This window comes from Candidatus Zixiibacteriota bacterium, assembly GCA_026397505.1.
Lineage (GTDB): Bacteria > Zixibacteria > MSB-5A5 > GN15 > PGXB01 > JAPLUR01.
This window is the reverse complement of the sequence record JAPLUR010000044.1, coordinates 1-26,641: the sequence shown is the minus strand read 5'-3', so window position 1 is coordinate 26,641 and position 26,641 is coordinate 1. Positions and strand designations below refer to the sequence as shown.

Sequence of the window (26,641 nt, the reverse complement as noted above, 5' to 3'; positions counted from 1 at the left end):
TTGCACTTCACCCCTACGGGAAGCTCCTGGCTCAATCTGGTGGAAAGTTGGTTCTCGCAAATCACGCAGAAGCGCATCCGCCGTGGAACCTTTACCTCGGTCAAACAACTAATCACCGCCATCAACGACTATATCAGAGACTATAACCGGAAACCGACCGTCTTTCGCTGGACCAAAGACGCAAATATGATCCTCCGAAAAATCGATCGCTGTAAAGAAGCGTTAGGGACACCACACTAGTAAAAGTGTCCACTAAATCAGGGGAACCTCAAACCCGACCTACGAAAACTTATTAGTCAGAGCCATATTGCCATTATGTGAATAAAAGGCAATATATTAGCAGAATAATCTTCATATTGAATCGGCAAACTGGCAAAATAGCCACCGGGCTGTCAGAGTCTGTCAGTCCAACATACAGGAATCCCAACTTATTTGTGATATTATTGAATTTTACTTGACAATATTCCAGCCAATTGTTTCATTTTTATAACCAAGGTATCAAGCGTTTTAAATCCGAGGCATGGTTGTTAACATAGTAACCAATACTCCGTGACTTTCATAGTGGAATTGATTAACTTCCTGACTTTGTTTGAAGAAAGGGTTCCAGTCGGGATGATTCTTGCCAATCCACGCAAGGGCACCAGCAAATTCCTTGGATTCGCGCATAAGAACTTCCTTGATTTGGAGCGGCGCAAAGCAATCTATCAACGACGTGAATCACCTATACGTGTGCAAATGAGTGCACTACATAAAGCTTATCAATATTTTCTTGATAAGAAGGTATCATCAAATGACCTGAAATTATATGATCCTGCCACGTTTATGACACATGGCTGTAATTGTACGTGGCTTTTTATGATTCTTAAGGAAATGGGCAAAGTTCATGAAATTAATGGGCAGGGAACATCTGGTGATCCGTTTTGGGTAAATATATTACCTGAAGAAAGATTCCTTGCTATCTTTAGAATTTTGTATGAGTTAAGCAAGAATTTAAATATCCGCCTGCTTTTCGTCTTGTTATAGTCTGGCCCATTAGGTTTATAGACATAACAGCATTGATGGCTTGACTTGCGTTCACGATTCTTAGGCAAACTTTCAACAGCCTTGTGCAGATGAATGGCGTTGATCCAGCGACAATGGGAAAGATTTTAGTCAAAATAGGTCGAAAACCCACCACGGGCGGGCAAGTGCAGGACTTTCGACCTATTTCGACTTAACCAGCGGACACCGGCTGAATTTATGAAAACTTATAAAAATCTATTGAATGAAAACCGTGAAACCGTGAGGTTATGACTGGGCCAATGAATGAGAGAAAGTAAAAAAGTGGTTGCCAATAGACAATGTATGTCTTAACTTCAGGTATTAAGAGGTCCGAATTGTTTGACAACAAATACAACAAGATTATTTGGAGGACTTTGCATGGGTCAAGTAAAGAAGTTCAGGTGGCTATTCCCATTAATCATATGCGTAATCGGCATTGGCATTATATCTGTTGATACTGCCTATGGTGGGCGAATTCCTCTTGTATCGACTAAATGGAGCCAACTCCAGTGGTTTGACGTGTCAGTATATCTGAAGGGACCGACTGTCTATCGAATGTCATTATTCGGTTACTCCAGGTCGTGTTTTACTGGAATGAGGCCATTGGGGCTCGGCAGCAAGATCGCAGAAGTAAGCTGTGATAATCTTGGTCTATATAGTGAAAAGCGATTCCTCTCGATAGATAAGTTAATCGCATCGGTAAAAATTATGCCTATTGATGTTACCTTTCTGCTGATCGGGTGGGGCGGAAAGACAAGTGAATTTCACAGGTCGAAATTTTACCCGGGGGCACCACCACCCCCACCAGGATATGTGTATGTCACAGAGCATGAATTTGAGACCATTTCGCCATTATTTTATTTGCGAGCGAGCATCTGCCCGTGGACCCTTAGACGAGACGGCCCCCTGAACTGGGGTTCGCAGTCTCGAAAAATGAGATTATCACAAACATTGGACCTCTCTCTGAATTTAGCCGCAACCACGGTTGCGTCGTGGAACTTCGAGGCGAGTATTGGCTATGCGACGGTACATGCACCAAGCAAGTGGAACCAATCGGCAATATCTGACGCCACTTTCTACGTGAAATTGTCGACTGGATTTGGGGCATTCAGCCCCCGCCTCAGACTGTAAAAACTCTTTCCTCCAAATTCGCTACCTGGCATAATCAGTCTGCCATGCCTTGTAAGCATACGGTGGGGAGTAATATAGGTCGAATCCCTCCCGACCCCTTTGTCAGGGGATTCGACATCTTCGCAAGCGAAACCAAGGAAGATTCATAGCGGCTCTGATGATATATGAAAGAGTCGAAAGCCCACCACGGGCGGGCAAGTGCAGGACTTTCGACCTATTTCGACTTAACATCAACAGAGGGGCCGCTTTAGCCCTTTTATCTAACAAGCGGCAAAGATAGGGCTTGGAGAATTCGCTCTTACCTGTTATATTCAGCCAAGTTTGAGTTGCCCGGGCGGCACAATGTCGGACCGGGTTTTTTTACATGATCCGCCCTTCAACGGTTTAATCAACAAACTTTTGTATGGGGTTTCTGAAGAAGCGGGGAAAATTGCCCGCGTTATAGGAGATTTGTCAGCCTTATGATACCTGTCGAACGCATCCGCAACCTGGCCATTATCGCGCATATTGATCACGGGAAGACGACCCTGATCGACTCCATTTTCCGTGCCACCCGAACATTCCGGGAAAATCAGCATATGGCGGTGCGCCTTATGGATAATAACGACCTGGAACGGGAGCGGGGAATCACTATCAGGGCGAAGCATTGCACTGTCAGTTGGAACGACTATCTGATCAATATTATCGATACCCCCGGGCACGCCGATTTTTCGGGCGAGGTGGAACGTGTCCTTTCGATGGTCGATTCGGTTCTGCTGCTGGTTGACGCCAACGAAGGCCCGATGCCTCAAACGCGCTATGTGCTCATGCGCGCGCTCAGGCTCGGCCTGCGACCGATCGTTATAATTAATAAAGTCGATCGTCCGAGCGCCCGCCCGGATTACGCCTTAAACAAAACTTTTGACCTCTTTATTGATTTAGGGGCAAGCGACGAACAGGCGCATTTCCCCGTTCTCTTTGGCTCCGGACTCGATGGATGGTTTGTCAGGGACCTGGACACGGATGCGCGGGAAGGGATGGACGCCCTCTTTGAGGCCGTTGTCGCCGAGGTGCCGCCTCCCAAAGTCGACCAGGATGGCCCGTTTATAATGCAGGTCAGCACTTTGGCCTGGAGCGACTATATCGGGCAGATCGGCTGCGGGCGGGTATTGAGCGGTAAGCTGAATAAGGGGGAGGAATTTAACCGTTATGTCATGCGCTGGAAGGATTCTTCCAATCAGGATGCCGGATGGGAATTGGTCAGTTCATCCAAGGAGAAAGGGGTGCATCTCTGGGTGACCCGCGGACTGCAACGAGTTGAAACCGATACAATCAGCGCCGGAGATATTGTCTGGCTCGCCGGACCCGGCGAAATCACTATCGGCGAAACCTTCTCGACCATCGAGGATCCCGCGGCGGCCCTTAAACCGTTGGAGATTGAAGAGCCGACCGTTTCGATGTTCTTTCTGGTCAACACCGGACCTTTCTCCGGCAATGATGGCACTGCTATCACGCTTCGCCAGCTGAAAGATCGCCTGGAGCGGGAACTTCGTATCAATGTGGCTCTGCGTATGGAAGACCAGGGACGATCCGATGGCGTGAAAGTATCCGGCCGGGGTGAGCTGCATCTGGCTATCTTAATTGAAGAAATGCGGCGCGAGGGGCTGGAGTTTTGTGTCTCTCGTCCCGAGGTTATCAAGCAGGAGGATGCGGCGGGAAATACGCTGGAGCCGATGGAGCAATTGATCATAGATGTCCCCGAGGAGTACCAAGGGGTAATTATTGAAAAACTGGCGCGACGCCGAGGGGAGCTTCGCACCATTGAAAATGCCGGCACCAACGTTATCAGGATCGAATTTTCCATATCGACCCGCGGCCTGATCGGTTATCGGTCGGAATTTCTACCCGATACTCGCGGTCTGGGAATTATGTCCTCTCGCTTTGTCGGCTATGGCCCCTGGCAGGGCGACATTGTCTCTCGCAGCCGCGGCTCCGTTGTCAGCATGGATACCGGCCCGGCAACCGCCCATGCGATCGATCGGTTGCAGGAGCGGGCGATTCTCTTCATCGAACCAACCGAGCGAGTCTATATCGGTCAGATAGTGGGCGAAAATTCGCGAACCTATGATTTTACATGCAACCCCACCAAACTCAAAAATCTGACCAATCACCGTTCATCCACGAAAGATATCGGGGTAACGCTCAATGTGCCGCACAAGATGTCATTGGAGCAGGCTATGGAATGGATCGGTCCCGACGAGCTTGTGGAGGTGACACCAAAAGCGATCCGGATGCGTAAAGCAGTATTGAACTCCGAGGAACGCAAGCTGTCACAGAAAATTCCGCCGGCCGCCAGGTCGGTAGTCGGCGTCATTCTCACTCCCCAGCAGCTTTTAAGATTCCCCAATGCCGGTTGACGGAGATGCCCGGTAATCAATAACGAATTCAATAAATCGGTTTCGCAGGGGTTTGATTTATCAAACCCTTATTTGCTTCAAACAATACTCGCTATCTCCGTCTCCGCCATCGGAAACCTACCCGATTCGACGAACGGCGCGAAGATATCGGTTTCTTTGACGGCCGTTGATCCGAATATGGGCGCTGCGGCGGTTCGTCGGCGCGGGAGGATTTGGGTGCAAATTCCCCTCGACGCTGAAGCGGCAACGGGGGCAATTTCACTATTGGGATGTCGGTTCTGATCAACCGCTCAATGTCCCTGATATCTTTTTTCTGGGCGAGGGTAGCAAATGATATCGCCCGACCGGATAGGCCTGCTCGCGCGGTACGTCCGATACGATGGACATAATCTTCAGAATTCGACGGCAGATCATAGTTGACAACCAACTCAATTCCGGACACATCGATTCCCCGTGAGGCGATATCGGTCGCCACCAGAGCGCGGTACTTGCCCGACTTGAAACCGTCGAGCGCCTCGCGTCGCTGCGGCATGCTCCGATTCGAATGGATCTCCGCGGCCGAATGCCCCATACTTTTCACCTCGCGCGCGAGCTTTCGCGCCCCATGCTTGGTCCGGGTGAAAATGAGCACCGGACCCAGATACTGTTCAAGCACAACCTTGAGCAATTGCGTCTTTGCCCCTTTTTCCACGAAAAAAATCTCCTGAACGACTTTGGCTGGAGCTGTTCCCGATGGGGCGACTTCCACATGAATCGGAACTTGCATTTCCCGCCGTGCGAGGGCCAGAATTTCCTTCGGCATGGTCGCTGAAAAGAGCATCATCTGACGTTTTTTCGGAACCGCGGCCAGAATCTTGTTGATCTGGGGAGCAAAGCCCATGTCGAGCATCCGATCCGCCTCGTCGAGGACAAGAATTTGCACGTCGGTAAGACTGACAAACCGGTGTTCGAGGTGGTCAAGCAGGCGTCCCGGCGTGGCGACGATTACACGCGGTTCCCGCTCGAGCGAGCGGCGCTGGGGCGCCATTGGCGCTCCACCTATCAGCACGGTGGTCCGCAGGCCCAAAGATCGGCCGACATCATTGAGGGCTTCGTCGATCTGAAGCGCCAATTCACGAGTCGGCGTAATGATGAGGCCGCGTCCCTTGATTTGGGCCAGGCGCTGAATCATGGGAACGGCAAACGCGAGTGTCTTGCCGGTCCCGGTTTGAGCGATCGCAATAAGGTCCTTCCCCTCGATACTTATGGGGATGGACTGCTTTTGGATCGGTGTTGGTTCGCTGAATTTGAGGCGGTCAATGGCATCGAGCAGACCGGGGGCGATCCCAAGGCCGGAAAACCCACTGTGAGAGGATTTGGCCGGCCGATCAGCTGACCTGATATGGCCCGGCGGGACAGATTTTCGTGTTTGATGCGTCAAGTTTCGGATATCCTCTCTGTTACATATGTTTAGGCAAGGCGTTGAGTCAATTAATTGAAAATAACCGGAAATTGCCGTGAAATCAAGATAGGAGATGGATAAAGATATATTTATTCTGTCTCCACCGTTTCGGGCAGAGGCGCCATAAGTTTATGTTGTCAGACAATTCGGACACGAACATACTTCAAGTTAAGACGCACTTTGCCTGATGGCAATAGATTTCAGATATAATTCTCTCCTTTTTCAGCATTTATCTGTCCTGATTCGTTCCCGCATATTCTGCCATTTTTCAGAAATCCATTTCGCCAGGGGGCTTCGACCTATTTCGACTCAGCCAATCATCGAAGTTCGATATGTTTCCCATGTCCCCCGTATAATTAGTCCCCATCCGGAAATTTTCCACTATAATTTTCATTGCGGAGTTTTCGAAGACGATATGGCATACCCACAGCCGGCCGCAGGCGGGCGGGGTGCCAAGCTGAGGACTTTGAGGAACAGGTAAATGGCTTTGTCTTTCAGAATCCCGACCCTCTAAAAAACATAATCACATTTCGTTTATTTGTTGCCGGAGAATGGGTTGGGTGGTCGGGAGGGGGTAGGCAAAATGGGTTTGTTTCTTCGTTTTTTAAAATGCGCAGTTTTGTTGGGGCGGAGTAAAAGGCCAACGGTGTAAAATAGCATGCCCAAAAGAGTTGTGAAGATGTGACATGGTTTTGGGCAATGGCCGTATTTGGGCGCTTGAAAATATGTTGATTTTCATCAAAAAGCATAATAATTTCCTTCTATATAATGGGAAAGGTTCCGAATCACCATCGATGCGCAACAGATTTTGATATGAAGGGAATGCGATTAGATGGCCCACGGGCAGATTGAAGCCGCCCGTGCGCGAAGTGAGGCGGGAGTGAATTTGGAGAAATAAATTAAATGTAGGGTTACTCATTCCGACCGGGATCGGAATTTCGGAACCCGACCTACGAAAGCTTAGTCAAAAACCCTTTCTGTCCGATTTATGCTGAACCGCGACAGTGACACTCAAGCGGGTATAAGTAATGCCTTAACTGATTGTGGTTTAAGATATTGACTTTTTGTACTCAATTTCATATCAATTCCTGACAGAAGCAAAAACTGAAACCGAAAACGTGGAGGTGTCGATGTGTAAGAGAAGCAGATTTCTCGCATCATTTTTATTTCTATCGTTCTTGCTTATTTCCAGCGTGGCGTTCGCGCAGCTTTTCAATGACAAGGTCGATTATGCAGCCGGCAGTGGTGCCTATTCGGTTTATTGTGCGGATCTGGACGGGGATCTGGATAAGGATCTGGCAGTGGCGAACTACACGGGCACCAGTGTCTCTATCCTAAAAAATAATGGTGATGGGACGTTTCAGACCAAGGTCGATTACACGACGGGGACTCTACCCACTTCGGTTTTCTGCGCGGATCTGGATGGAGATCTGGATATGGATCTGGCGGTGGCAAATGTCACCAGCAACACTGTTTCGATCCTGAAAAACAATGGCGATGGGACTTTTCAGACCAAGGTTGACTATGCGACTGGATCCGGGGCCCGTTCTGTTTTCTGTGCCGACCTGGATGGGGATACCGATTTAGATCTGGCGGTGGCGAATTATACGGGCACCAGCGTCTCCATTTTGAAGAATAATGGCGACGGGACTTTTCAGGCCAAGACCGACTATGCCGTGGGAAGCGGACCTCGTGTTATCTATTGTGCGGATCTGGACGGTGATACTGATCTGGACCTGGCTGTAGCCAATAGCGGCACCAACAATGTTTCTGTCCTGAAAAACAATGGTGATGGGACTTTTCAGGCCAAAGTGGACTATGCCGCCGGGACCGGCGCCCGCTCGGTTTTTTGTGTGGATTTGGACGGCGACACCGATAAAGATTTGGCGGTGGCCAACTATGGCGCCAGCACGGTCTCCATTTTCAAGAATAATGGCGACGGCACTTTTCAGTTCGGTGTCAACTATAGTACAGGGAATGCGCCAGCATCGGTTTACTGTGTTGATCTGGACGATGATGACGATTTGGATCTGGCAGTAGCGAATTACACCAGTAGTTCCGTATCCACTCTCAGGAATAACGGGGATGGAACTTTTCTGGCGAAGGTTGATTTTGCATCCGGAAGCGGAGCGATGTCTGTTTTCGGCGCCGATCTGGACGGAGATTCCTATGTTGATCTGGCGGTGGCAAATCAAAACGGCAATAATGTTTCTATCCTTCTCAATGCGACTACTTATTTTGCGGAAGGCCCGGACCTTACAAAGGCAAATTCCTTCTTACTCCGGCAGAATTATCCCAATCCGTTCAATCCCGTGACGACCATTGAATACAGCCTTCCCAGACGATCCAAGGTTGTAATAGAGGTTTTTGATATTCTTGGTCGAAGAGTGCGGCAGCTTATCAATGAAAGCAAATCGGCCGGCATATACACGGTCATATGGGATGGTACTAAGCATAGCGGCATCCCTGTCTCGACGGGTATTTACTTTTATCGAATTCAAGCCGGTGACTTTGTTCAGACGAAGAAAATGCTCCTGGTTAAGTAATATAAGATACAAGGTCGAAACCCGCCCGACCTTTTGGTCGAGGGGTTCGACATTTTCGAGAGCGAAACCAAGGAAGATTCATGGCGGCGCTGATGAAATATAAAAGAGTCGAAAGCCCACCACGGGCGGGCAAGCGCAGGACTTTCGACCTGTTTCGACTAGAGAGAATTTTGCGGTATGTCAGGAGCTTTAGGCTCCTGACAAGACTGTGTCAAGTCTGCAAGAGACTTGACCTACAAAACTAAATGGCAGAACCGCACGACTTCGTCGGGGGTTCTGCCCTACTTGGCTTCATTCATTATGCAATCTCGATTAATGATGACCATTCTGCGCAATTATCGGGGTAGCATTAATATGGGTCGAATCCCTCCCGACCTCTTAGTCGGGGGAGGCGACATCTTTACTCAAAAGCAGATTATACCGGTTGCAAAATCGGGAAGGATCGCTTAGATTGCCGCTGAAAGTGTACCATATATCAAAAGGATGCATGGACAATTGATCATCACGTAAGTTTCAATGAGCAAGAGAAAGCGAGCATGCAAGTATGCCTGATTTTGGAATTGTAATACATGGCGGAGCCGGGGCGATTTCCAAGTACAAGATGACGCCGGAGCTGGAAAAAGCTTTTCATACGGTGTTGGTCGAATCACTCACGGCCGGATATGAAATTCTCAAGGAGGGCGGCAGCAGCCTCGATGCTGTCCAGAGAGCGGTCAACGTGATGGAGGATTGTCCGCTCTTTAACGCCGGAAAGGGAGCGGTTTTCACACACGCCGAAAGAAATGAGATGGATGCCGCTATCATGGATGGACAGACGCTCAAAGCCGGCGCGGTGGCCGGGGTGCAGCATATCAGGAATCCGATCAATCTGGCGCGGTTGGTCATGGAGAAACTGCCGCATGTTCTTCTGGCCCGCGACGGCGCTGAAGAGTTCGCTATGGCGCAGGGGATGGAGCTTTTGCCTGATGAATATTTTTTCACCGAGCAGCGATGGCAGCAACTTTCGGAGGTCAAAGCCAGAGAGAACAGGCAGGAGATAAATAAGCCCGCGGAAAACGGCCCGGCTGAGGAGCAGAAATCCGGCACAGTGGGTGCAGTGGCGCTGGACCAATCCGGCAACCTGGCCGCCGCAACCTCAACCGGAGGCATGACCAACAGCCGCTACGGCCGGATCGGCGATTCGCCGATAATCGGCGCCGGTACTTACGCCAACAATCGCACCTGCGCGGTATCGGCCACCGGTCACGGCGAATTTATCATGCGGTCGGTGACGGCATTTGATATTTCGGCGATGATGGCATATCGAGGCATGAGCCTGTTGCAGGCGACGGAGACGGCAATCTATGGTCGTCTGACCGAATTGGGCGGCACCGGCGGTTTGGTGGCGATCGACCGAAGGGGCAATATCGCCCTGCCATTCAATTCGCCGGGGATGTATCGCGGATATTATTTGCAGGATGAACCGCCGAAAACAATGATTTATAAGAATTAATAAGTTTCCCGCCCATTATTCCCAGCGTATTTCCGGCATGAAAAGAATGCTCTTCGGCAAGAATGCGGGTGCATTGCCGGCTCTTGCGAATTTCCGGAATATCTGGTATCTTGCCAAAGCAGCGAGATTGTAATGACCCAGACAACCGACGTAAAACGGACAGATTACACCGAAGGCTCCGTAACCAGTTCGATTTTAAAAATGGGGCTGCCATCGATGTTCGGATTTATGTCGCAGAACATTTATGGTCTGGTCAATATGTTCTGGGTTTCGCATTTGCCGCAATCGGAGTCGGCGGTCGCCGGGATCACTTTTTTCAATAACCTCGCATGGTTTCTGGGCACATTCAACCATTTGATCGGACCGGGATCGGTCGCCGTAATATCCCAGCGCTATGGGGAGAAAGAGTACGATAAGACGGAAAAGGCGATCAAAGAAACGCTGATCCTCAAGCTTGTTTTCGGGACGATTTTCGGCATTATCGGTTTTATGTTTCTGCCGGAGATGATGTATCTTATCGGGGCGCGCGATGAAGCGCTTGCTCTCGGCCTTCAATATGGGCGGATTATCTTCATAGGTCTGCCGATAAATTATGCCATCTGGACCATCTTCACGGCCCTGCGCGGGACGGCCAATCCGCACAAGGCGATGATGCTGATGCTCGGATTCAGTGTCCTTAATATAGTGCTTGATCCGATATTGATATTCGGTTGGTTCGGTCTGCCGGCGTTCGGCATGGCCGGTGCAGCATATGCATCAGTTATCACATTCACCACTATTTTCACAATCGGCGTCTGGATATTTTTCTCAGGCCGCGCCAATGTCCGCGTGCACTGGCGGAGCAGAGAAAAGATGTCGCTGGACAGTATGTGGATTCTGGTGCGGATCGGGATTCCATCGTGGCTGGCGGAAATGTCGTTTTCTTCATCACGGTTGGTGATAACGCCGATGATTGCCGGTTTCGGAACGGCCGTGGTGGCCGCCTATGGTGTGGCCAATCAAATCATGGGGCTCGGTTTTACGCTTCTGGTGGGGATCGGTCTTGGCCTGTCGGCTTTAATCGGGCATACGGTCGGCGCCGGGAAAATCGAGCGGGCCAGGAAGACGGGCGACAAGTCGATTGCCCTGGCGGTCGGTACCATGGCTCTTTTTGGCCTGATCGTATTCATATTGGCGCGTCAGGTCCTCGGAATTTTCTTCTCGAATGCCGAAACGATCTCGCACGGTGTTGATTTGCTTCGTATCGTCGCTTTAAGCCTGCCGTTCATGGGCGCTCTGATGATGATTGAATTTGTCCATACCGGAGTCGGCTTAAACAGCCCGGCCATGGTTGTCAATATTATCAATGCCTGGTTTCTGCAGGTGCTGCCGATTTTCGTGGTCAGACAGTTTTTCGGCGGCGGGGAACTGGCGGTCTGGTGGATTATGGCGATGGCCGGAGCTGTCAGCGCCTGCCTTTTCTATGCATACTACCGACGGGGGAGATGGCTCACCGCGAGAGTCTGAAGCGGAACGCGCTCAGTGCCGCAGATTCGAACAGGAATTGAGCCAGGTGCAGAAACGAAAAAAGAGCTGCACCCTCAATTTTCTATCATGATCTGGCTGTCGTATTCCATTTCGATTCGCAGTTTATGATTGGCTTCCTCGGCCGCAAGTCCCAGAAGCATGGCCTTAAGGTTCGGGTTCTTTGCCGCGGCAGCCAGATTGGTGTACATTACAAAGGCGTTTTTCTCAGCTTTCATGGCGACGATCAGCGCCTGCTGGTAGTTGAGATCAGACGCGACCTCAATATCCATGAGATAGTCGCCGATCTTCAGATCCTTTATGGTCTTATCGGCGGGCAGTTCCATTTTACCGGTTTTGACCTGGAGAAGTTTTGCTTTATGTTCGGCCTCCTGGTTTGCGAAATCGATGAATATCTGGCGCATATTGGGCAGTTTAACGGAATCGGCGATCTTACGATAGAGGTTATATGCTTCCTCTTCCTTACCGATCGCGAAATCAAGTATTTCGTTCATCGAATTGAATTCCATCTGTTCCTCCTTTGGGCCTTTTATTATCAGCCATGCTACTGTCTATCCAAGGACTCACAAAATTAAACATTTATGGATTCAATTGCCAGAGATTTCTGAGGCCGGGGCATTTGCCTCCGGCCACCCTGTCGGTATTATTCCTGGATGCAAAAAGGGGACAGCATGCGGCTGTCCCCTTTCCTTGAAAAGGGCTGAAACTCACGGACAAATGGGCGCCGGGCCGGGCCGTCCTGCCCCTGGAAAGACTTTCTTCCGCATCGCTACTTCATCAACACCATTTTCTTTGTCTCCACATAGTCGCCCGCCTGAAAACGATAGAAATAGATACCACTCGAAACCGACCTGCCGGACGAATCCTTCCCATCCCAGGTAATCCGATAGTTACCTGAGGACTTATGCGCATTGAGAAGCACGCGCACACTTTGACCGAGCAAGTTATAGACTTCAATCTTAATGAGTGAGCGAATGGGCACATCATATTCAATAGTCGTCGCCGGGTTGAATGGATTGGGATGGTTCTGTTCTAATCTAAACTCCTTAGGCAGAGTCGCTGATGGAAATTCCTCGATATCATCATCTACGATAACAATTTCTACACTGTCGCTCCAGCCGCTCCATGCGCAGCAGCCTACTGCCCGAACTTTCCCATAATATGTTCCTTCGCCCAGACTATCTGTCCACAATGTGTCAATGTCCCCGTGTGTAATAAATACAGTGTCATTAAACTGGTAACTTATGCTTATTAACACATCGTAATTGAGAGCACCGACGACAGGATGCCAAGTCAGATGTACTTTGCCGACATCTTCAGTATACGCATGGACATTAGTTGGTGAAGATAGGTACTCATTAGGAAATGCTTCACCGGACCACGGGCGATATGAGATGTTATCACTGACTCGCCCTCCCAAGCCGCCCGGGTTTGAGTCCGGCGGCCCGCTAACAGCATCGGTCGGATCATAAGGACCGCTGGGATCCCCCCAATAGCAGTTCTGCGCATTGATCGTCACAGTCGCATCAACATTCTGCATCGCGTATTGGCTCTTGGCGGACTACAGCCGGCAATGTCAATCGTGGGAGCCACGCGCCACCCGGAACTATAGTAACCGCCACCATACTTAATTACACAGTTCACCAAACTGTCATTCACGCTCGACGCCGTGAACTTCAGACTCTGCCAGTCATGAACCGCACCGTTCGTCGAACTAGCCCCTTCGGTGTCCTGGCGCACCTGATCATCAAGGTAAGACGTGAAATAGATAACGCTGTCACTCGTTCCCACCGCATGCAAGGTCCCATTGACAATGATGTTGCGATTATTGCTCAGCTTTACAATCACTCCCGGATCCAATGTCAACGTGACATCGCTCCCCACCGTCAGATCAAGATCGGCCAGCCAGTAACATGGTCCCATGTCCCGCCAAATTGCATCTGTATTCAGGCCCCCTCCGGTCACCTTGATCCCGTTCCCATGATTGCTGAACAGGTAGCTGTTCATAGCACCGGAAAAGGAGATGTCAGGAAAAGATGCCAAATCTATGTAGAAAGCGTCACCGCCGTTGTCATGTATGTAACAGTCTATCACCTCCGGCATTGCTCCCTCAAAGCACTTGAACACATCATCGGACTACAGCCGGCAATGTCAATCGTGGGAGCCACGCGCCACCCGGAACTATAGTAACCGCCACCATACTTAATTACACAGTTCACCAAACTGTCATTCACGCTCGACGCCGTGAACTTCAGACTCTGCCAGTCATGAACGCCCGGAGTACCACCTGTTGTGTCCTTCGTTGACGTGAAATTGATTTTCTGCCCACTGGTACCTACGGCACGGAGCGACCCATTGACAATCAGACTGGTATTCTGATTGAAGCACACAAAAACACCAGGTTCCAGGCGAAGAACAACATCCATATTAACCGTGACGTTTGATGTTACGATATGCGGATTGCCGCTTACTGACCAGGTCTGATCGGCGTTGATCTGACCGGAATGGTTCGTTTGTGCTCTTACTGGCGTCGTTAAACACAACGCAACCGCAATGAACGCACACACAACCATGACAGATACATTAGCTCTTCCGATTCCCATACTCACCTTTCTGCTTAGGCGTGTTCACACTGTGTCGAGACGTGTCGAACCCGCGTTTCTCCCGAACTGTCCGTCATTGGTTCTGGCCAATGGTCACTTTTACTTTGATTTATGCCGAAAAATGGACATGTGATTAAGATAGGTCATAATCTTCCTCCGAAAAAGTGGACACATGGTTAAGTTAGGGTAACCACCCTTTCAAAGTTATCTGGATTCTTAAAACCCAGGCTCGAATGACGGAGTTCCCAATTGTAAAACATCTCAATATACTCAAATATTCTCGCCTTGGCATCTTCTTATGTCACCGTATGTCGTCAAACAATTTGGGCAGAAGCGTGCTTTAAGTTGAGACACGCTCTTTCTATCACTATATTCGTCTATGATTTCTATCCCAATCCTCCCGCGACAGCGGGGTGTGCTCGATTGGATTAAAATAAATATAGTAATTGCTGACAGTATAGCAAGCAGTTTATTGAACACGGATTGAAGATTTATGGAGAATTTGTTGTTAATATATCAAGTATCAGAACACGTCCATATCGGATAGTATCTATCCGATATTTAAGATTTTCTCCGACTCGCGTTAATTCATTTCTTTATAATGAGTTGCGGTGCGGACGGAGAACGGCGCCAGGCCGCTGATTGACAACATTTGATAATAAGGCTATATTTGCTTTGATTTATGGTTTCAATTTTCACCTGTGAAGGAGTCTTCATGAAGTTCTCTTCTCCCCTCCGAATAATCTCCGCCGCTTTGATAGCCGTTCTTTTGGCAGTTCCATCGATTTTGGCCGGCGAAGGCGGCATCACCCCCGAAATGCTCGGCAAAATCCGTGAATCGTTCAAAATGGATACCCATAATCGGGCGATGTATAATGCCATCACCAATACCGATATCAACAATCTGGCTTTAAATCGCGATATCCTGCGCCAGCAAAGCGATGTTTTCAGCCATAAGGTAAAAACCAAGGGAATCACCAATCAGAAATCGAGCGGACGGTGCTGGCTCTTTGCCGGATTGAATGTCATGCGCCCGGCGGTGATCGAGAAATATAAGCTTTCCGGATTTGAATTCTCACAGAGTTTTCTGGCTTTCTGGGATAAGTTGGAAAAATCGAATTGCTTTCTGGAGTACATAGTCAAGTTTCGCGACCGGGAACAGTCCGACCGGGAACTGGAGATATTGCTTCGTGATCCGGTGGGCGACGGAGGCTGGTGGAAGTATGTCGTTGACCTTATCGAGAAATATGGGGTGGTCCCAAAAGAAATCATGCCGGAAACCAACAGTTCCGAGAATACCGGCTCTCTGAACAATTTGATAAATCTGAAACTCCGCGCCGATGCCGCGCAAATCCGCAAAATGGGCAAAGAGGGGAAATCGCTCGGCGATATTGCGGCCGCCAAAGAGACAATGCTGGCGGAAATCTACAAGATGCTGGTGATAAATTACGGCGAGCCGCCCGCCGAGTTTCAGTACCGCTTCGAAGATAAAGATTCGATTGTGAGCGCCCTTCGCACCTATACGCCGCAGAGCTTTTTCAAGGACTTTGTAGGGGTCGATTTGAATCAGTATGTCAGCATTTTCAATAATCCTTCAAAAGAATTCGGCAAACATTACTCGGTCAATCTTTCACGAAATATATTTGATGCCGATGATATGCACTATGCCAATGTCGAAATCGAAAAATTGAAAGAGATGGCGATGAAATCGGTGCTGGCCGATGAGCCGGTCTGGTTTGCCTGTGATGTCGGCATCGACCAGAACCGCGACCGCGGCATCATGGCGACCGACCTGTATGACTATGGTTCGATCTACAATATTGATATGAGCATGAGCAAGGCGGATCGGATTCGTTATCTCGAGACTACGAGCAACCACGCCATGGTGCTAGTCGGGGTCGATGTTAAGGACGACAAACCGGTCAAGTGGCTGGTGGAAAACAGCTGGGGTTCCGAGAACAAGAGCGCCGGATACTGGACCATGTACGACAACTGGTTTGACGAAAATCTGTTCAATATCATAATCAAGAAAGACTTCGTGCCGAAAGAATTCCTGAAGATATATGATCAGACTCCGGTGGTGGTTCCCGCATGGGACCCGATGTTTATGATTTATCATCAATAGACAGTCAGTGCATTTCAGGATGCACTATCTTCAAAGGGAATCGCATGGGAGGAACGGCCGTAAAACCGGGTGAAAGCCTTATCCGTCTTTCAAGGCGGTAATCTTCATCTATTCCGATCAGAAAATGACCTTGACAAAAAGGGGAAAGTATATATATTAATCGGTGTATCTCTGACCAGTATTGATTTGTCCTGCAATTTGCGCTTTAAATTCATATCTGGAGGTCATAGGTCTGGTCAATAGTTAAGGGAACAAGAGGAAATACTCAATCTTCACCTCATGTAACCTTAAGGAGGACATAATGTTCCGCAACAAAAACTGTCGCTGGGCCGTTCTCTGGCCGGCGATAATCACTCTGGTGGTAATTTTTCTTCCGGTCTTTTCTCCGGTCCAGGCCGAACCGATACTTTCGGTTCGCGCCGACTCGGTCTATGTCTGCGCCATGAAAGACAGCGTGATAATCCCTGTCTATCTGAAGAACCTCACCGATATAGTTCAAGCATTTGAAATATGGATAATCTTGAGCCGCCCGGACCTGATTCAATTTACCGGGACGACCTTTGAAATGGTTGACACGGCCGGGACATTGACCTCGGGATGGGGCATGTCGGCCCATTCACTTGGCGACCAGGGGTATGATATTCATATAACAGGCGCGCCGAGACCGGAACAGCCGGGAATCATTCCTCCGCAATACGGCCAAATCCCTCTTCTGCGCCTGATAGGGCGGATCTATGACATACCCGATACGACTACTGATACGACGGTCAATCTCTATATTCAGCATGACAATCTTGACCATTTTTGTTTCTCAGATCCGCAAGGGCATTCAATCGGCATCTATACGGATACCGTTATCGACACCGCCTTCTACCGTTGCCTGCAATGGCTTCCGCCGCCGAATAATAATATCTGTCTCGTATATGGGCAAGTGTCTGGCCCTCCATTCGATTCGATCTTTGTCGATACGTTTTTAGTCGGGAGGCTGGATACTTTGGAGACGGAGATAATCGACGGGCTGGTTGGGATTCTGCATCCGGGAGACGCCAACTGCAACCGAGTTCTTAATATTCAGGATATAACCTATCTTATAGGTTTCCTCTATAAGGGCGGCCCGGCGCCAATACCATTTCTTGCCGGAGATGCCAATGCCGATGGGATAGTGAATATCCGCGATATCACCCATGTCATAGATTACCTTTACCGGGCCGGGCCGGCGCCGATCTGCAAGTAGCTCTGAACAGTTCCTGGTTCCAGTAATAGAAAAGGAAAACTTCAAACTCGGGTTTTGACCTCAAAATCCGAGTTTTTCGATCTTAAAGAGCAAATTCTCAGACCGATTTCCGCAGATGCGGGGTCGTCCGCCGACCTTTTTTGATAAAGAATATTGTTGACATTTTATATCAATCCGAGAATATTCTTGTCAAGCGCCATCTTTGAGTTTCAGTTTCATAGCTATAAGTAGTTGTTTCACGGGCGGTTGATATGCCTTATGGCGTGTGGCACGGATATTGATAAGTATTTGGTGATATGTTTAATTAAGGACCGGAATATGAAGGTTGAATTGGATAGAAGAAATAGATTATTTCCTAAAACGGGTGGCTTCCTGACAATAACAAAGTCTCTCGCAATTGCAATATTGATTATTCCTGCGATAATTGCATCACCCTTAGCACAAACAGGCAGCGATACTCTTCGGATTGAGCAGGCCGTGAGGGACGCAATCAATCACAATGACCGGGCGGCGTCGGCCCGCTATATGGAGGAGTCGGCCAAAGATAAAATCGGCCCGGCGGGCGCGTGGGATGACCCGATGCTTATGCTGGGGGTGGCCAATCTTCCGACCTCGTTTGATTTCAAAATGGATCCGATGACCATGAAGATGATCGGGATAAGCCAGAATATCCCGTATGCCGGACAGAAGGGGCTTGCGAAAAAAGCGGCTCGTGCCGACGTGGAAGTTTCGATCGAGGAGCGTCGCGGTGTAGAATCACAACTGGCGGTGGCCGCCAAACAGGCTTTTTATGACTTGTACTATCGTGGCCTGATCTTGAATGAGCTGCATAGACAAAGAGAGATTTTTCAGCAAATTGTGGATGTGACTACGGCCAAGTTGAAAGCCAATGAAGCCGGCCAGGAGGATTTACTGGCGGCGCAGGCGGAACTGGGGCGGTTTGAATCGGAGATTCTTTCGGCGCAGCAGAGTCTCGATGAAGCCCGGTTCAATCTTAATGCCCTGCGTGGGACAGAAGTCAATTCTCCCCTGCCGGTGCTGGCGGAGCCATCGGTTCCGGCCATTCCCGAAAAGGCGGATGAATGGCTGATAGCGGCGTTGGGCAATTACCCCGAACTGAGGCAGGCGAATGCCCGGTCGCAGAGTTATGGATTTTCGGCGGCGGCCGCACGGCGGATGCGCTGGCCGATGCTGGGTTTATCGGCCAACTATAATATTCGCGAGCAGGGAAGCCTGGATATGGGGCCGCGCGATAATATGATCGGTTTTCAGGCGACGCTGTCACTGCCGATTTTTTCCGGACGGCAGCAGGGGAAAATGGCCCGTTCCATGGAGGCAATGAGCCGCAGCGCCGATGCCGAGGCCAATCAAATGCGCCGCGATATGGAGGCACAACTGCGAACAACCCATCAAAGAGCGATGCGTCTCACCGAAAATCTCCGATTGTACCACGAGAGAATTATCCCGATCTCGGAGGATGCTTTCCGGGCGGCTTTTGCCGGATATACGGCCAATAGAACCTCGCTTGCCACGCTTCTCGATTACGCTTTGAGTGTCTCACGCGATCGGATCACCGAATATCAAATCTCCAATGAACTGGGGCGCACTCTGGCTGAAGCAGAGCGCTTCACAACCGACTTTGACAGTACGACTAGTAGCGATAGAAAATAAATAAAAGGAAAGATAATATGTCTGATTCAGATATGCCGTATGACCTGTATGAGCATGAACCGCTTCCCGAGGGTGAGGAAGCGCCGCCGCGATATGTGCATACCATGGCGATCGTGCGCTGGATAATACTGGGCGGGTTGACAATTTTCGCCCTGATAATGGTGTTTGGCTATTTTGGCCTCGCCCCGGGAGCATCAAGCGGGGCCAAGGAAATAATGTACCACTGCCCGATGCACCCCACTTATGTGAGCAACCAGCCGGGCGAATGCCCGATTTGCGGGATGAATCTGGTCCCGATTGATAAGAATGGTACAGCCGCCACACAAGAATCCGATAGCGTTCATGCCGAGCATGAGATGGCGGAAATGGCAAAAGCCAAACCGGGACAGTACACCTGCCCGATGGACCCCGAGGTTATCTCGGATGTTCCGGGTGAATGCCCCAAATGCGGAATGGACCTGGTGAAGGTGGAAGAAACCCAACCGGCACAGAAGGATGAAAATATGGGCGAGATGCCGGGAATGGAAGAAACGCCGAAAGTAGCGCCCGAGAGCGGACAGATGGGCGATATGGGCAGCGCCCCGGTGCCGGGGCTGGTGCCGGTGACCATTGAGCCGGAGCGGCTGCAACTGATCGGGATAAAGACGGCGATAGTCGCGCGGCGGCCACTTGGCGGTGGAAAGCGCATAGCCGGATATATTACTCCCGACGAATCGAAGGTGGCCAATATTCATGTCCGGGTCAGCGGCTGGATATCAAAATTATATGTCGATCAGACGGGGCAGTTGATAAAAAAAGGCGAGCCGCTGTTTTCACTTTACAGCCAGGACCTCTTTGCGGCCGAGCAGGATTATTTTCTGGCCCGCGAAGCGGCCTCCAAGGCGGGAACAGATTCCACCCTGGTTTATATGCGTCAGCAGTTGCTTGCAGCATCAAGAGAGCGGCTGAGCCTGCTGGGACTTTCGGAGCAAGAACTTCAGCAGTTGGATAAAGAAACCTCACCCGGGAAAGAGCTGACTATCCGGAGTCCCTTCTCGGGATATGTCCTGGATAAATCGGTCAATGCCGGGCAATATGTGACGCCCGATCAGAATCTTTTTACCATTGCCGATTTAAGTTCGGTTTGGGTAATTGGTGAAGTCTACGAGCAGGACCTTCAAGCTATCCAGACCGGCCAGACGGTGCAAATGCACCCAAACTCCCAACCGGGCGAGTTATTTAACGGGGAAATCAGTTTTGTCTATCCGACCGTTTCCGAAAAGACTCGTACGGTTAGAGTTCGTATGGAATTTGCCAATCCAGGGATGCGTCTTCGCCCCGGCATGTACGCCGAGGTCGATATAAGCGGGACAGACAATGAGGTCCTGGCGGTCCCCTCGGAGGCGGTTGTCAACTCCGGCGAAAATCAGTATGCCTTTGTAGTGCATGACAAGAAGCATTTCGAACCGCGCCTTCTCAAAATCGGGCAGACTTCAGATGATTGGGTGGAGGTGCTTTCGGGACTATCCGAAGGTGAAGAGATTGTCACCAGCGCCAATTTTCTGATTGACGCCGAAAGCCGCTTGAAAGCGGCCCTCTCCGGGATGGGGGGAAAGCAGGCCGGGTCACACAGCGGGCACACTCAATAGAAAGCGATACCATGATAAAAGCCATTATTGATTTCAGCGCCCGCAATAAAGCAATCATTATTATCGGGACGATCTTTGCCATCGCCGGCGCCATATATTCGATTAAGAGCATCCCGGTCGATGCCATTCCCGATCTCTCCGATGTGCAGGTGATTCTCTATACCGAGTGGATGGGGCGGAGTCCTGATCTGGTGGAAGACCAGGTAACCTATCCGATCGTGACGGCGCTTCTTTCGGCGCCGCATGTGGTCGATGTGCGCGGCTATTCGATGTTCGGGATGTCGTTTGTCTATGTTATATTCGAAGAGGGAACCGACATCTACTGGGCGCGCAGCCGCGTGATGGAGTACATGAAACAGTTCGAGAGCAAACTTCCTACGGGCGTAACGCCGGTTATCGGGCCGGACGCGACATCGGTAGGCTGGGTTTTCCAGTACGCTCTGATTGATTCCTCGGGGAATCAAGACCTGGCCGACTTGCGGACTTTTCAGGATTTCAATCTGCGCTATGCGCTTTCCTCGGTACCGGGTGTGGCCGAGGTGGCCAGTGTGGGTGGGTATCAAAAACAGTATCAGGTTGAGGTTGACCCGGAAAAACTGCGCGCTTATAATCTGACCATCGGTGATGTCAGCCGAGCCATACGACGCAGCAGCAATGATGTGGGGGGGCGGGTGATGGAGATGACCGGCCGGGAGTACTTTGTGCGGGGAAAGGGGTATATAAACGATCTTGAGGCTCTCCGGCAGATAAGCCTGGGAACAACACCATCGGGCACACCGGTGCTTGTAGGCAATGTCGCGCGCGTAAATTTCGGCCCGGACATTCGCCGCGGGGTGGCGGAACTTGATGGAATAGGTGAGGCGGTCGGCGGGATTGTTATCATGCGTTATGGCGAAAATGCGCTGGATGTCATTAATCGGGTCAAACAAAAAGTCGCCGAGATAAAACCCTCGTTTCCGCCGGGAGTTGAGTTGAAAATAGTCTATGATCGAAGCGGCTTGATTAATCGCGCCATTCATACGTTGCGGCAAAGTTTGATTGAAGAGGGCGTCGTGGTGGCGATCGTGATAATTATCTTCTTGCTCAGTTTTGGAAGTTCTCTGGTGCCTATAATTGTTCTCCCGGTTTCGGTGGCGCTGGCCTTTATCCCGATGCATCTTCTTGGTATCAATTCGAATATTATGAGTCTTGGAGGAATCGCTATAGCGATCGGCGCCATGGTTGATGCCAGCATTGTCCTGGTCGAGAATGCCCACAAACGGCTGGAGAAGGCGCCGTCCGGAGCCAACCGCAAGGAAGTGATTATTGCGGCGGCCAAAGAGGTGGGACCATCGATATTCTATGCTCTGCTGATAATTACGATCGCCTTTCTTCCGATTTTCGCTCTTAACGGTCCCGGTGGGCGGCTATTCAAACCGCTGGCGTACACCAAAACATTCGCCATGTTCTTTGCGGCAGTGGCTTCGGTGACTTTGGCCCCGGTTTTGATGATCATACTTATTCGAGGCAAAATTCACCCGGAAACCAAGCACCCGGTTTCGAGATTCCTGATTGCCCTATATAAACCGTTTGTCTTTGTGGCCCTGCGCAATCCCAGAACGACGATTGCGATCGGCCTGGTGGCGATTATCGCCACGCTTCCAATGGTACCGAAAATCGGCTCGGAATTTATGCCGCCGCTAAACGAGGGGGATATCCTCTATATGCCGACCACCTTGCCGAATATTTCTATCGAGCAGGCCAAGCAGTACATGCAGTATCAGGATCGGGTGCTGCGTTCATTCCCGGAAGTGGTCTCGGTTTTTGGCAAAGCGGGGCGGGCCGAAACGGCCACCGACCCGGCTCCGTTGAGCATGCTGGAAACTATGGTACAATTAAAGCCGCGGGAGCAGTGGCGCAAGGTACCTCAGGAAAGATGGTATTCCGGATGGGCGCCGGAATTTATCAGACCGGTGCTGCATCCTATCTGGCCCGAGGAAAGAATTATCAAATGGGAGGAGTTGATTGCTCTATTGGACAGGGCGATGCAATTCCCCGGCTGGACCAACGCCTGGACGATGCCGATTAAGACCCGGATTGATATGCTTTCGACCGGGATAAGAACACCGATAGGGGTGAAGGTTTACGGAAATGATCTGGGCGAAATTGAACGGATCGGCCTGGAACTCGAGAAATCGCTCTCCAAAATTCCCGGCACCCGGAGTGTCTATTCCGAGCGCAACACCGGGGGGTACTATATAGATATCGTTCCCGATCGTCAGGCGCTGGCGCGGTACGGATTGACTATGGGGGATGTGCAGGATGTTATCGAGGCGGCGATCGGCGGCATGCCGATTGAGACGACCGTTGAGGGGCGCAATCGATTTTCAATAAATGTCCGCTATCCGCGCGACCTGAGGCAGAATATCGAGCGCTTAAAACAAGTGCTGGTGCCTATTCCGGCTGCGGGATCGGGAAAGTCGGAGAGCATGCCGGGGATGGGGCAGATTTCTGGGGATAATGCACCGTTACTTGCCAGCACGAATATTGCCGACGCCTATGCACTCTGGGCGCAGATGGATGAGATGAAAAGCGGCGGCGGGAGTAGTTCAGGCGCTTTTCCCGGAGGAACAAGCGGGAGCATGCCGAGTGGAACGATGCCTTCCTCGGACGCCATGCCGGGCGGCTCAACTCCTTCGCAGAGTACTTTCCCTGAAGGGGGCGCCAATATACCCTTGGGACAGATCGCCAATATAAGGGTGGTTACCGGGCCGCCGATGATTAAGGATGAAGCGGGCATGCTGGTCGGATATGTCTATGTCGATATGGATCAGGGAAAGAGGGATATCGGCGGATATGTCAATGAGGCGAAGAAAGTGGTGGCCGATGAGATCAAAATTCCGGCCGGGTATTATCTCAAATGGACCGGGCAATACGAACTGATGGAGCAGATGATGAAGCGAATGAAAATTGTCATTCCGATTACCTTGATTCTGGTTATTCTTCTCCTGTATCTCAATTTCCGCAATGTCACCGAGACGCTGATAGTGCTGGCCTCGGTGCCGTTTGCACTGGTGGGAAGTATCTGGCTGATGTATTTTCTGGGTTACCATTATTCCACCGCCACGCTGGTGGGGATCATCGCTCTGGCAGGTCTGGCCACGGAAACCGGAATTGTGATGGTTTTATACCTTGACCACGCCTATGAGCGGCGCAAACGAGCCGGCAAGGTGAGGGACTTAAACGATATCATCTGGGCGCATATGGAGGGGACAGTGATGCGGGTGCGGCCGAAGTTGATGACGGTCGGTACAACCATGATAGGGCTGGTACCGATTCTCTGGGCGCAGGGAGCCGGCGCTGACGTGATGAAACGGATTGCCGCCCCGATGGTGGGGGGATTGATAAGCTCCACGTTTCTGACCTTGGAAATAATACCGGTGATTTATACTTACTGGCGGTTATGGCAAATTAAACATAACAAATAGAAATAAATGAGGGCAGGAGTGATAAAACTCTCGCCCTTTTCATTTTCGATACTGGTCGGCGCCGGCGCCGATTTTCAGATTAGCAAGGGGAAGGGCCATTCCTGTATAAGTAATTTATCAAATACACAATATCCATGATGTTTATACGGCCGTCGCAATTAGCATCGGCCGCGGCCAGAGGAACAGGAGGCGGCCCGACCATATAAATGTATTTTATTATGAATGTTATATCCAGGATATTGATGATTTTGTCGCCGTTGGCGTCGCCGACAATGAATCCCTCGCAGGCATCGCCGATACCGTTACTGTTGCTGTCGGCCTGGTTGGGATTGGCTATGGTCGGACAGTTGTCGCAGAGATCACCAAGACCATCGGCGTCAGTATCTTTCTGGTCGGGATTCGGCACCGTCAGGCAATTATCACAGACATTCCCATCACCATCACCGTCAGTATCGGTCTGGTCGGGATTGGCAACGGTCCGACAATTGTCGCAGATGTCTCCCCGACCGTCACCATCGGTATCGGTCTGGTTGCTTCCGGCCACAGTCGGGCAGTTGTCGCAGGCATCGCCGATATGATCGCCATCGGTATCCTGCTGATTAGTATTGGGTATGGTCGGACAGTTGTCAACGGCATCCTCAATGCCGTCATGGTCGTGGTCGATAATACTGACGGTCCAGCAGGTTTTGGGGAAAAAGGGAAAGGGCGGAACTGCCTCATCAAAGACCCAATCATAGGAATCATTACCGGCATCCCCCTGTTCGATACAGAAAGTGCCGGCCATGGAAGTAACGGTCAACGAGCAAACCATAATCTTGAGCTCGCCCAGTCCCGGCGGATAGCCGTTGCTCATACCGATGCCGGTAAAATTGAAGAGGTCGGGAAGAGTTCCCTCCCAGCTTTCGGTATAAGTGCGACGATAGACATCCCAGAAGCCGGCGCTGAGGCGGAAATTTCCCTGAGCAAAGAGGGCGGTGTCGCCCCAGACGATATTAGTAACCCCATCGGCGCCGGTGAAACTGAAAGGTGAAGACCAGGTAATGCGGGCTATGTCGCCGCCGGTGTTGGTGCTGTAGATATTGACGGCGATATGTTTGTTGGGGGCGATTTTGGGTGTTCCGGCATCATCCCAGACACCCGGCCCGCCAATGTCGGCGCGAAAAGTCAGAGTTCCGTAATTCTGACCGAAAGCAGTCAGACCGGCCAGTAAAGCCGTAATAAGAAACAGCCGTGAAAGGACTTTTACCATTCGTTCCTCCCTAAAGAAGTGAGAGATGATAGACAGTCTTCTTTTACCATTCTATTGATCAGCAATTGCAAATAATCAGTAATAGCAGGGCGGCGGGCCTCCTTTATATAGAAATCTTATGAGGTATGTTATGTCGGAAATGTCAAGGTAGCCATCGTTATTGGCATCGGCCGCCAGTTCAGGGACGGGTGGCGGGCCTCCTCGGAAGAAATAGACAATCATAAACGTGATATCGCGGATATTGATAATGCGATCGCCATTGGCATCGCCGCAAAGAAAGTCCTCGCAAACATCACCAACCCCATCGTTGTCGCTATCATGCTGGTCGGGGTTTTTCTTATCGGGGCAATTGTCGCAGACATTGCCGACACCATCGCCGTCATTATCGGCCTGGTCGGAATTAGGGACGTTCTTGCAGTTGTCGCAAAGGTCGCCGCGTCCGTCGCCATCGGCGTCGGCCTGATTGGCATTGGCGACAGTGGGGCAGTTATCAAGCGGGCAGGTATTGGCCGGATATCCCGGGTTACCGTAGCCGTCATGATCGGTGTCGGTGCAGGCATCACAAGCATCGCCAATCTGGTCGCCATCGGCATCCACTTGACTGGGGTTGGCCGCATTCGGGCAATTGTCACAGGCATTGCCGAGGCCGTCGCTATCACTGTCGGTCTGGTCTGAATTGGCCGTATTCCGGCAGTTGTCGCAGAGATCTCCGACACCGTCGGCATCTACATCAGCCTGATTGGCGTTTGAAATCAGCGGGCAGTTGTCGCAGGCATCGCCGATATGATCGCCATCGGTATCCTGCTGATTAGTATTGGGTATGGTCGGACAATTGTCAACGGCATCCTCGATACCGTCATGGTCGTGGTCGATAATACTGACGGTCCAGCAGGTTTTGGGGAAAAAGGGAAAGGGTGGAACTGCCTCATCAAAGACCCAATCATAGGAATCATTACCGGCATCCCCCTGTTCGATACAGAAAGTGCCGGCCATGGAAGTAACGGTCAAGGAGCAGACCATAATCTTGAGCTCGCCCAGTCCCGGCGGATAGCCGTTGCTCATGCCGATGCCGGTAAAATTGAAGAGGTCGGGA

At 50.6% G+C, this 26,641-nt stretch carries 18 protein-coding genes; 11 read left to right on the top strand and 7 right to left on the bottom strand.

The window, feature by feature from the left end; all coding sequences use genetic code 11:
* From NT002_02915 to typA, 3 genes are all read left to right on the top strand, one after another.
* On the top strand, window positions 1–240 hold a 240-nt coding region (locus tag NT002_02915; protein MCX6828221.1), incomplete at its 5' end, for an IS3 family transposase.
* 321 nt (window positions 241–561) lie between these two features.
* A complete protein-coding gene (locus tag NT002_02910; protein MCX6828220.1) occupies window positions 562–1,023 on the top strand; it encodes a hypothetical protein in 462 nt (153 codons plus the stop codon).
* A 1,610-nt stretch (window positions 1,024–2,633) separates the two neighbouring features.
* Window positions 2,634–4,568 (top strand): translational GTPase TypA, encoded by a 1,935-nt coding sequence (gene typA / locus NT002_02905; protein MCX6828219.1) that lies wholly within the window; start codon window positions 2,634–2,636, stop codon window positions 4,566–4,568.
* Window positions 4,569–4,659: 91 nt separating this feature from the next.
* Here the strand turns inward: typA and NT002_02900 are convergent, their stop codons facing one another.
* Together NT002_02900 and NT002_02895 are read right to left on the bottom strand one after the other, a co-directional pair.
* A complete protein-coding gene (locus tag NT002_02900) occupies window positions 4,660–5,988 on the bottom strand; it encodes a DEAD/DEAH box helicase (protein MCX6828218.1) in 1,329 nt (442 codons plus the stop codon).
* A 515-nt stretch (window positions 5,989–6,503) separates the two neighbouring features.
* The gene (locus NT002_02895; GenBank protein ID MCX6828217.1) at window positions 6,504–6,758 is read right to left on the bottom strand and encodes a hypothetical protein; all 255 of its coding nucleotides are present in this window, start codon (window positions 6,756–6,758) and stop codon (window positions 6,504–6,506) included.
* 381 nt (window positions 6,759–7,139) lie between these two features.
* On the opposite strand from NT002_02895, the gene NT002_02890 reads away from it, so the two are divergent.
* The 3 genes from NT002_02890 (at window position 7,140) to NT002_02880 (ending at window position 11,553) form a co-directional block, all read left to right on the top strand.
* Complete coding sequence (locus NT002_02890; protein MCX6828216.1) at window positions 7,140–8,555, top strand: FG-GAP-like repeat-containing protein; 1,416 nt, start codon at window positions 7,140–7,142, stop codon at window positions 8,553–8,555.
* A gap of 544 nt (window positions 8,556–9,099) precedes the next feature.
* Window positions 9,100–10,047, top strand: coding sequence for an isoaspartyl peptidase/L-asparaginase (locus NT002_02885; GenBank protein ID MCX6828215.1), 948 nt, complete (start codon window positions 9,100–9,102; stop codon window positions 10,045–10,047).
* Between the two features lie 132 nt (window positions 10,048–10,179).
* The gene (locus NT002_02880; protein ID MCX6828214.1) at window positions 10,180–11,553 is read left to right on the top strand and encodes an MATE family efflux transporter; all 1,374 of its coding nucleotides are present in this window, start codon (window positions 10,180–10,182) and stop codon (window positions 11,551–11,553) included.
* A 74-nt stretch (window positions 11,554–11,627) separates the two neighbouring features.
* Here NT002_02880 and NT002_02875 read toward each other — a convergent pair whose 3' ends face one another.
* From NT002_02875 to NT002_02865, 3 genes are all read right to left on the bottom strand, one after another.
* Window positions 11,628–12,080 (bottom strand): ferritin family protein, encoded by a 453-nt coding sequence (locus NT002_02875; GenBank protein ID MCX6828213.1) that lies wholly within the window; start codon window positions 12,078–12,080, stop codon window positions 11,628–11,630.
* A 260-nt stretch (window positions 12,081–12,340) separates the two neighbouring features.
* Window positions 12,341–12,763, bottom strand: coding sequence for a T9SS type A sorting domain-containing protein (locus NT002_02870; protein ID MCX6828212.1), 423 nt, complete (start codon window positions 12,761–12,763; stop codon window positions 12,341–12,343).
* 323 nt (window positions 12,764–13,086) lie between these two features.
* Window positions 13,087–13,665 (bottom strand): hypothetical protein, encoded by a 579-nt coding sequence (locus NT002_02865; protein ID MCX6828211.1) that lies wholly within the window; start codon window positions 13,663–13,665, stop codon window positions 13,087–13,089.
* Between the two features lie 1,224 nt (window positions 13,666–14,889).
* Between NT002_02865 and NT002_02860 the strand changes: the two genes are divergently transcribed.
* The 5 genes from NT002_02860 to NT002_02840 all read left to right on the top strand — a co-directional run bounded on the left by NT002_02860 (window position 14,890) and on the right by NT002_02840 (window position 24,299).
* Window positions 14,890–16,299: a C1 family peptidase gene (locus NT002_02860; protein MCX6828210.1), complete on the top strand. Its 1,410-nt coding sequence runs from the start codon at window positions 14,890–14,892 to the stop codon at window positions 16,297–16,299.
* A 301-nt stretch (window positions 16,300–16,600) separates the two neighbouring features.
* Complete coding sequence (locus tag NT002_02855; GenBank protein MCX6828209.1) at window positions 16,601–17,533, top strand: dockerin type I repeat-containing protein; 933 nt, start codon at window positions 16,601–16,603, stop codon at window positions 17,531–17,533.
* A gap of 477 nt (window positions 17,534–18,010) precedes the next feature.
* Window positions 18,011–19,204 (top strand): TolC family protein, encoded by a 1,194-nt coding sequence (locus NT002_02850; GenBank protein MCX6828208.1) that lies wholly within the window; start codon window positions 18,011–18,013, stop codon window positions 19,202–19,204.
* A gap of 17 nt (window positions 19,205–19,221) precedes the next feature.
* Entirely contained in the window at window positions 19,222–20,832 is a 1,611-nt protein-coding gene (locus NT002_02845) for an efflux RND transporter periplasmic adaptor subunit (GenBank protein ID MCX6828207.1), read from the top strand.
* Between the two features lie 11 nt (window positions 20,833–20,843).
* Entirely contained in the window at window positions 20,844–24,299 is a 3,456-nt protein-coding gene (locus tag NT002_02840) for an efflux RND transporter permease subunit (protein MCX6828206.1), read from the top strand.
* 79 nt (window positions 24,300–24,378) lie between these two features.
* Here the strand turns inward: NT002_02840 and NT002_02835 are convergent, their stop codons facing one another.
* The gene (locus NT002_02835; protein ID MCX6828205.1) at window positions 24,379–25,548 is read right to left on the bottom strand and encodes a thrombospondin type 3 repeat-containing protein; all 1,170 of its coding nucleotides are present in this window, start codon (window positions 25,546–25,548) and stop codon (window positions 24,379–24,381) included.
* Between the two features lie 75 nt (window positions 25,549–25,623).
* Window positions 25,624–26,641: thrombospondin type 3 repeat-containing protein (locus NT002_02830; protein MCX6828204.1), on the bottom strand; the 1,018-nt coding region annotated here is incomplete at its 5' end.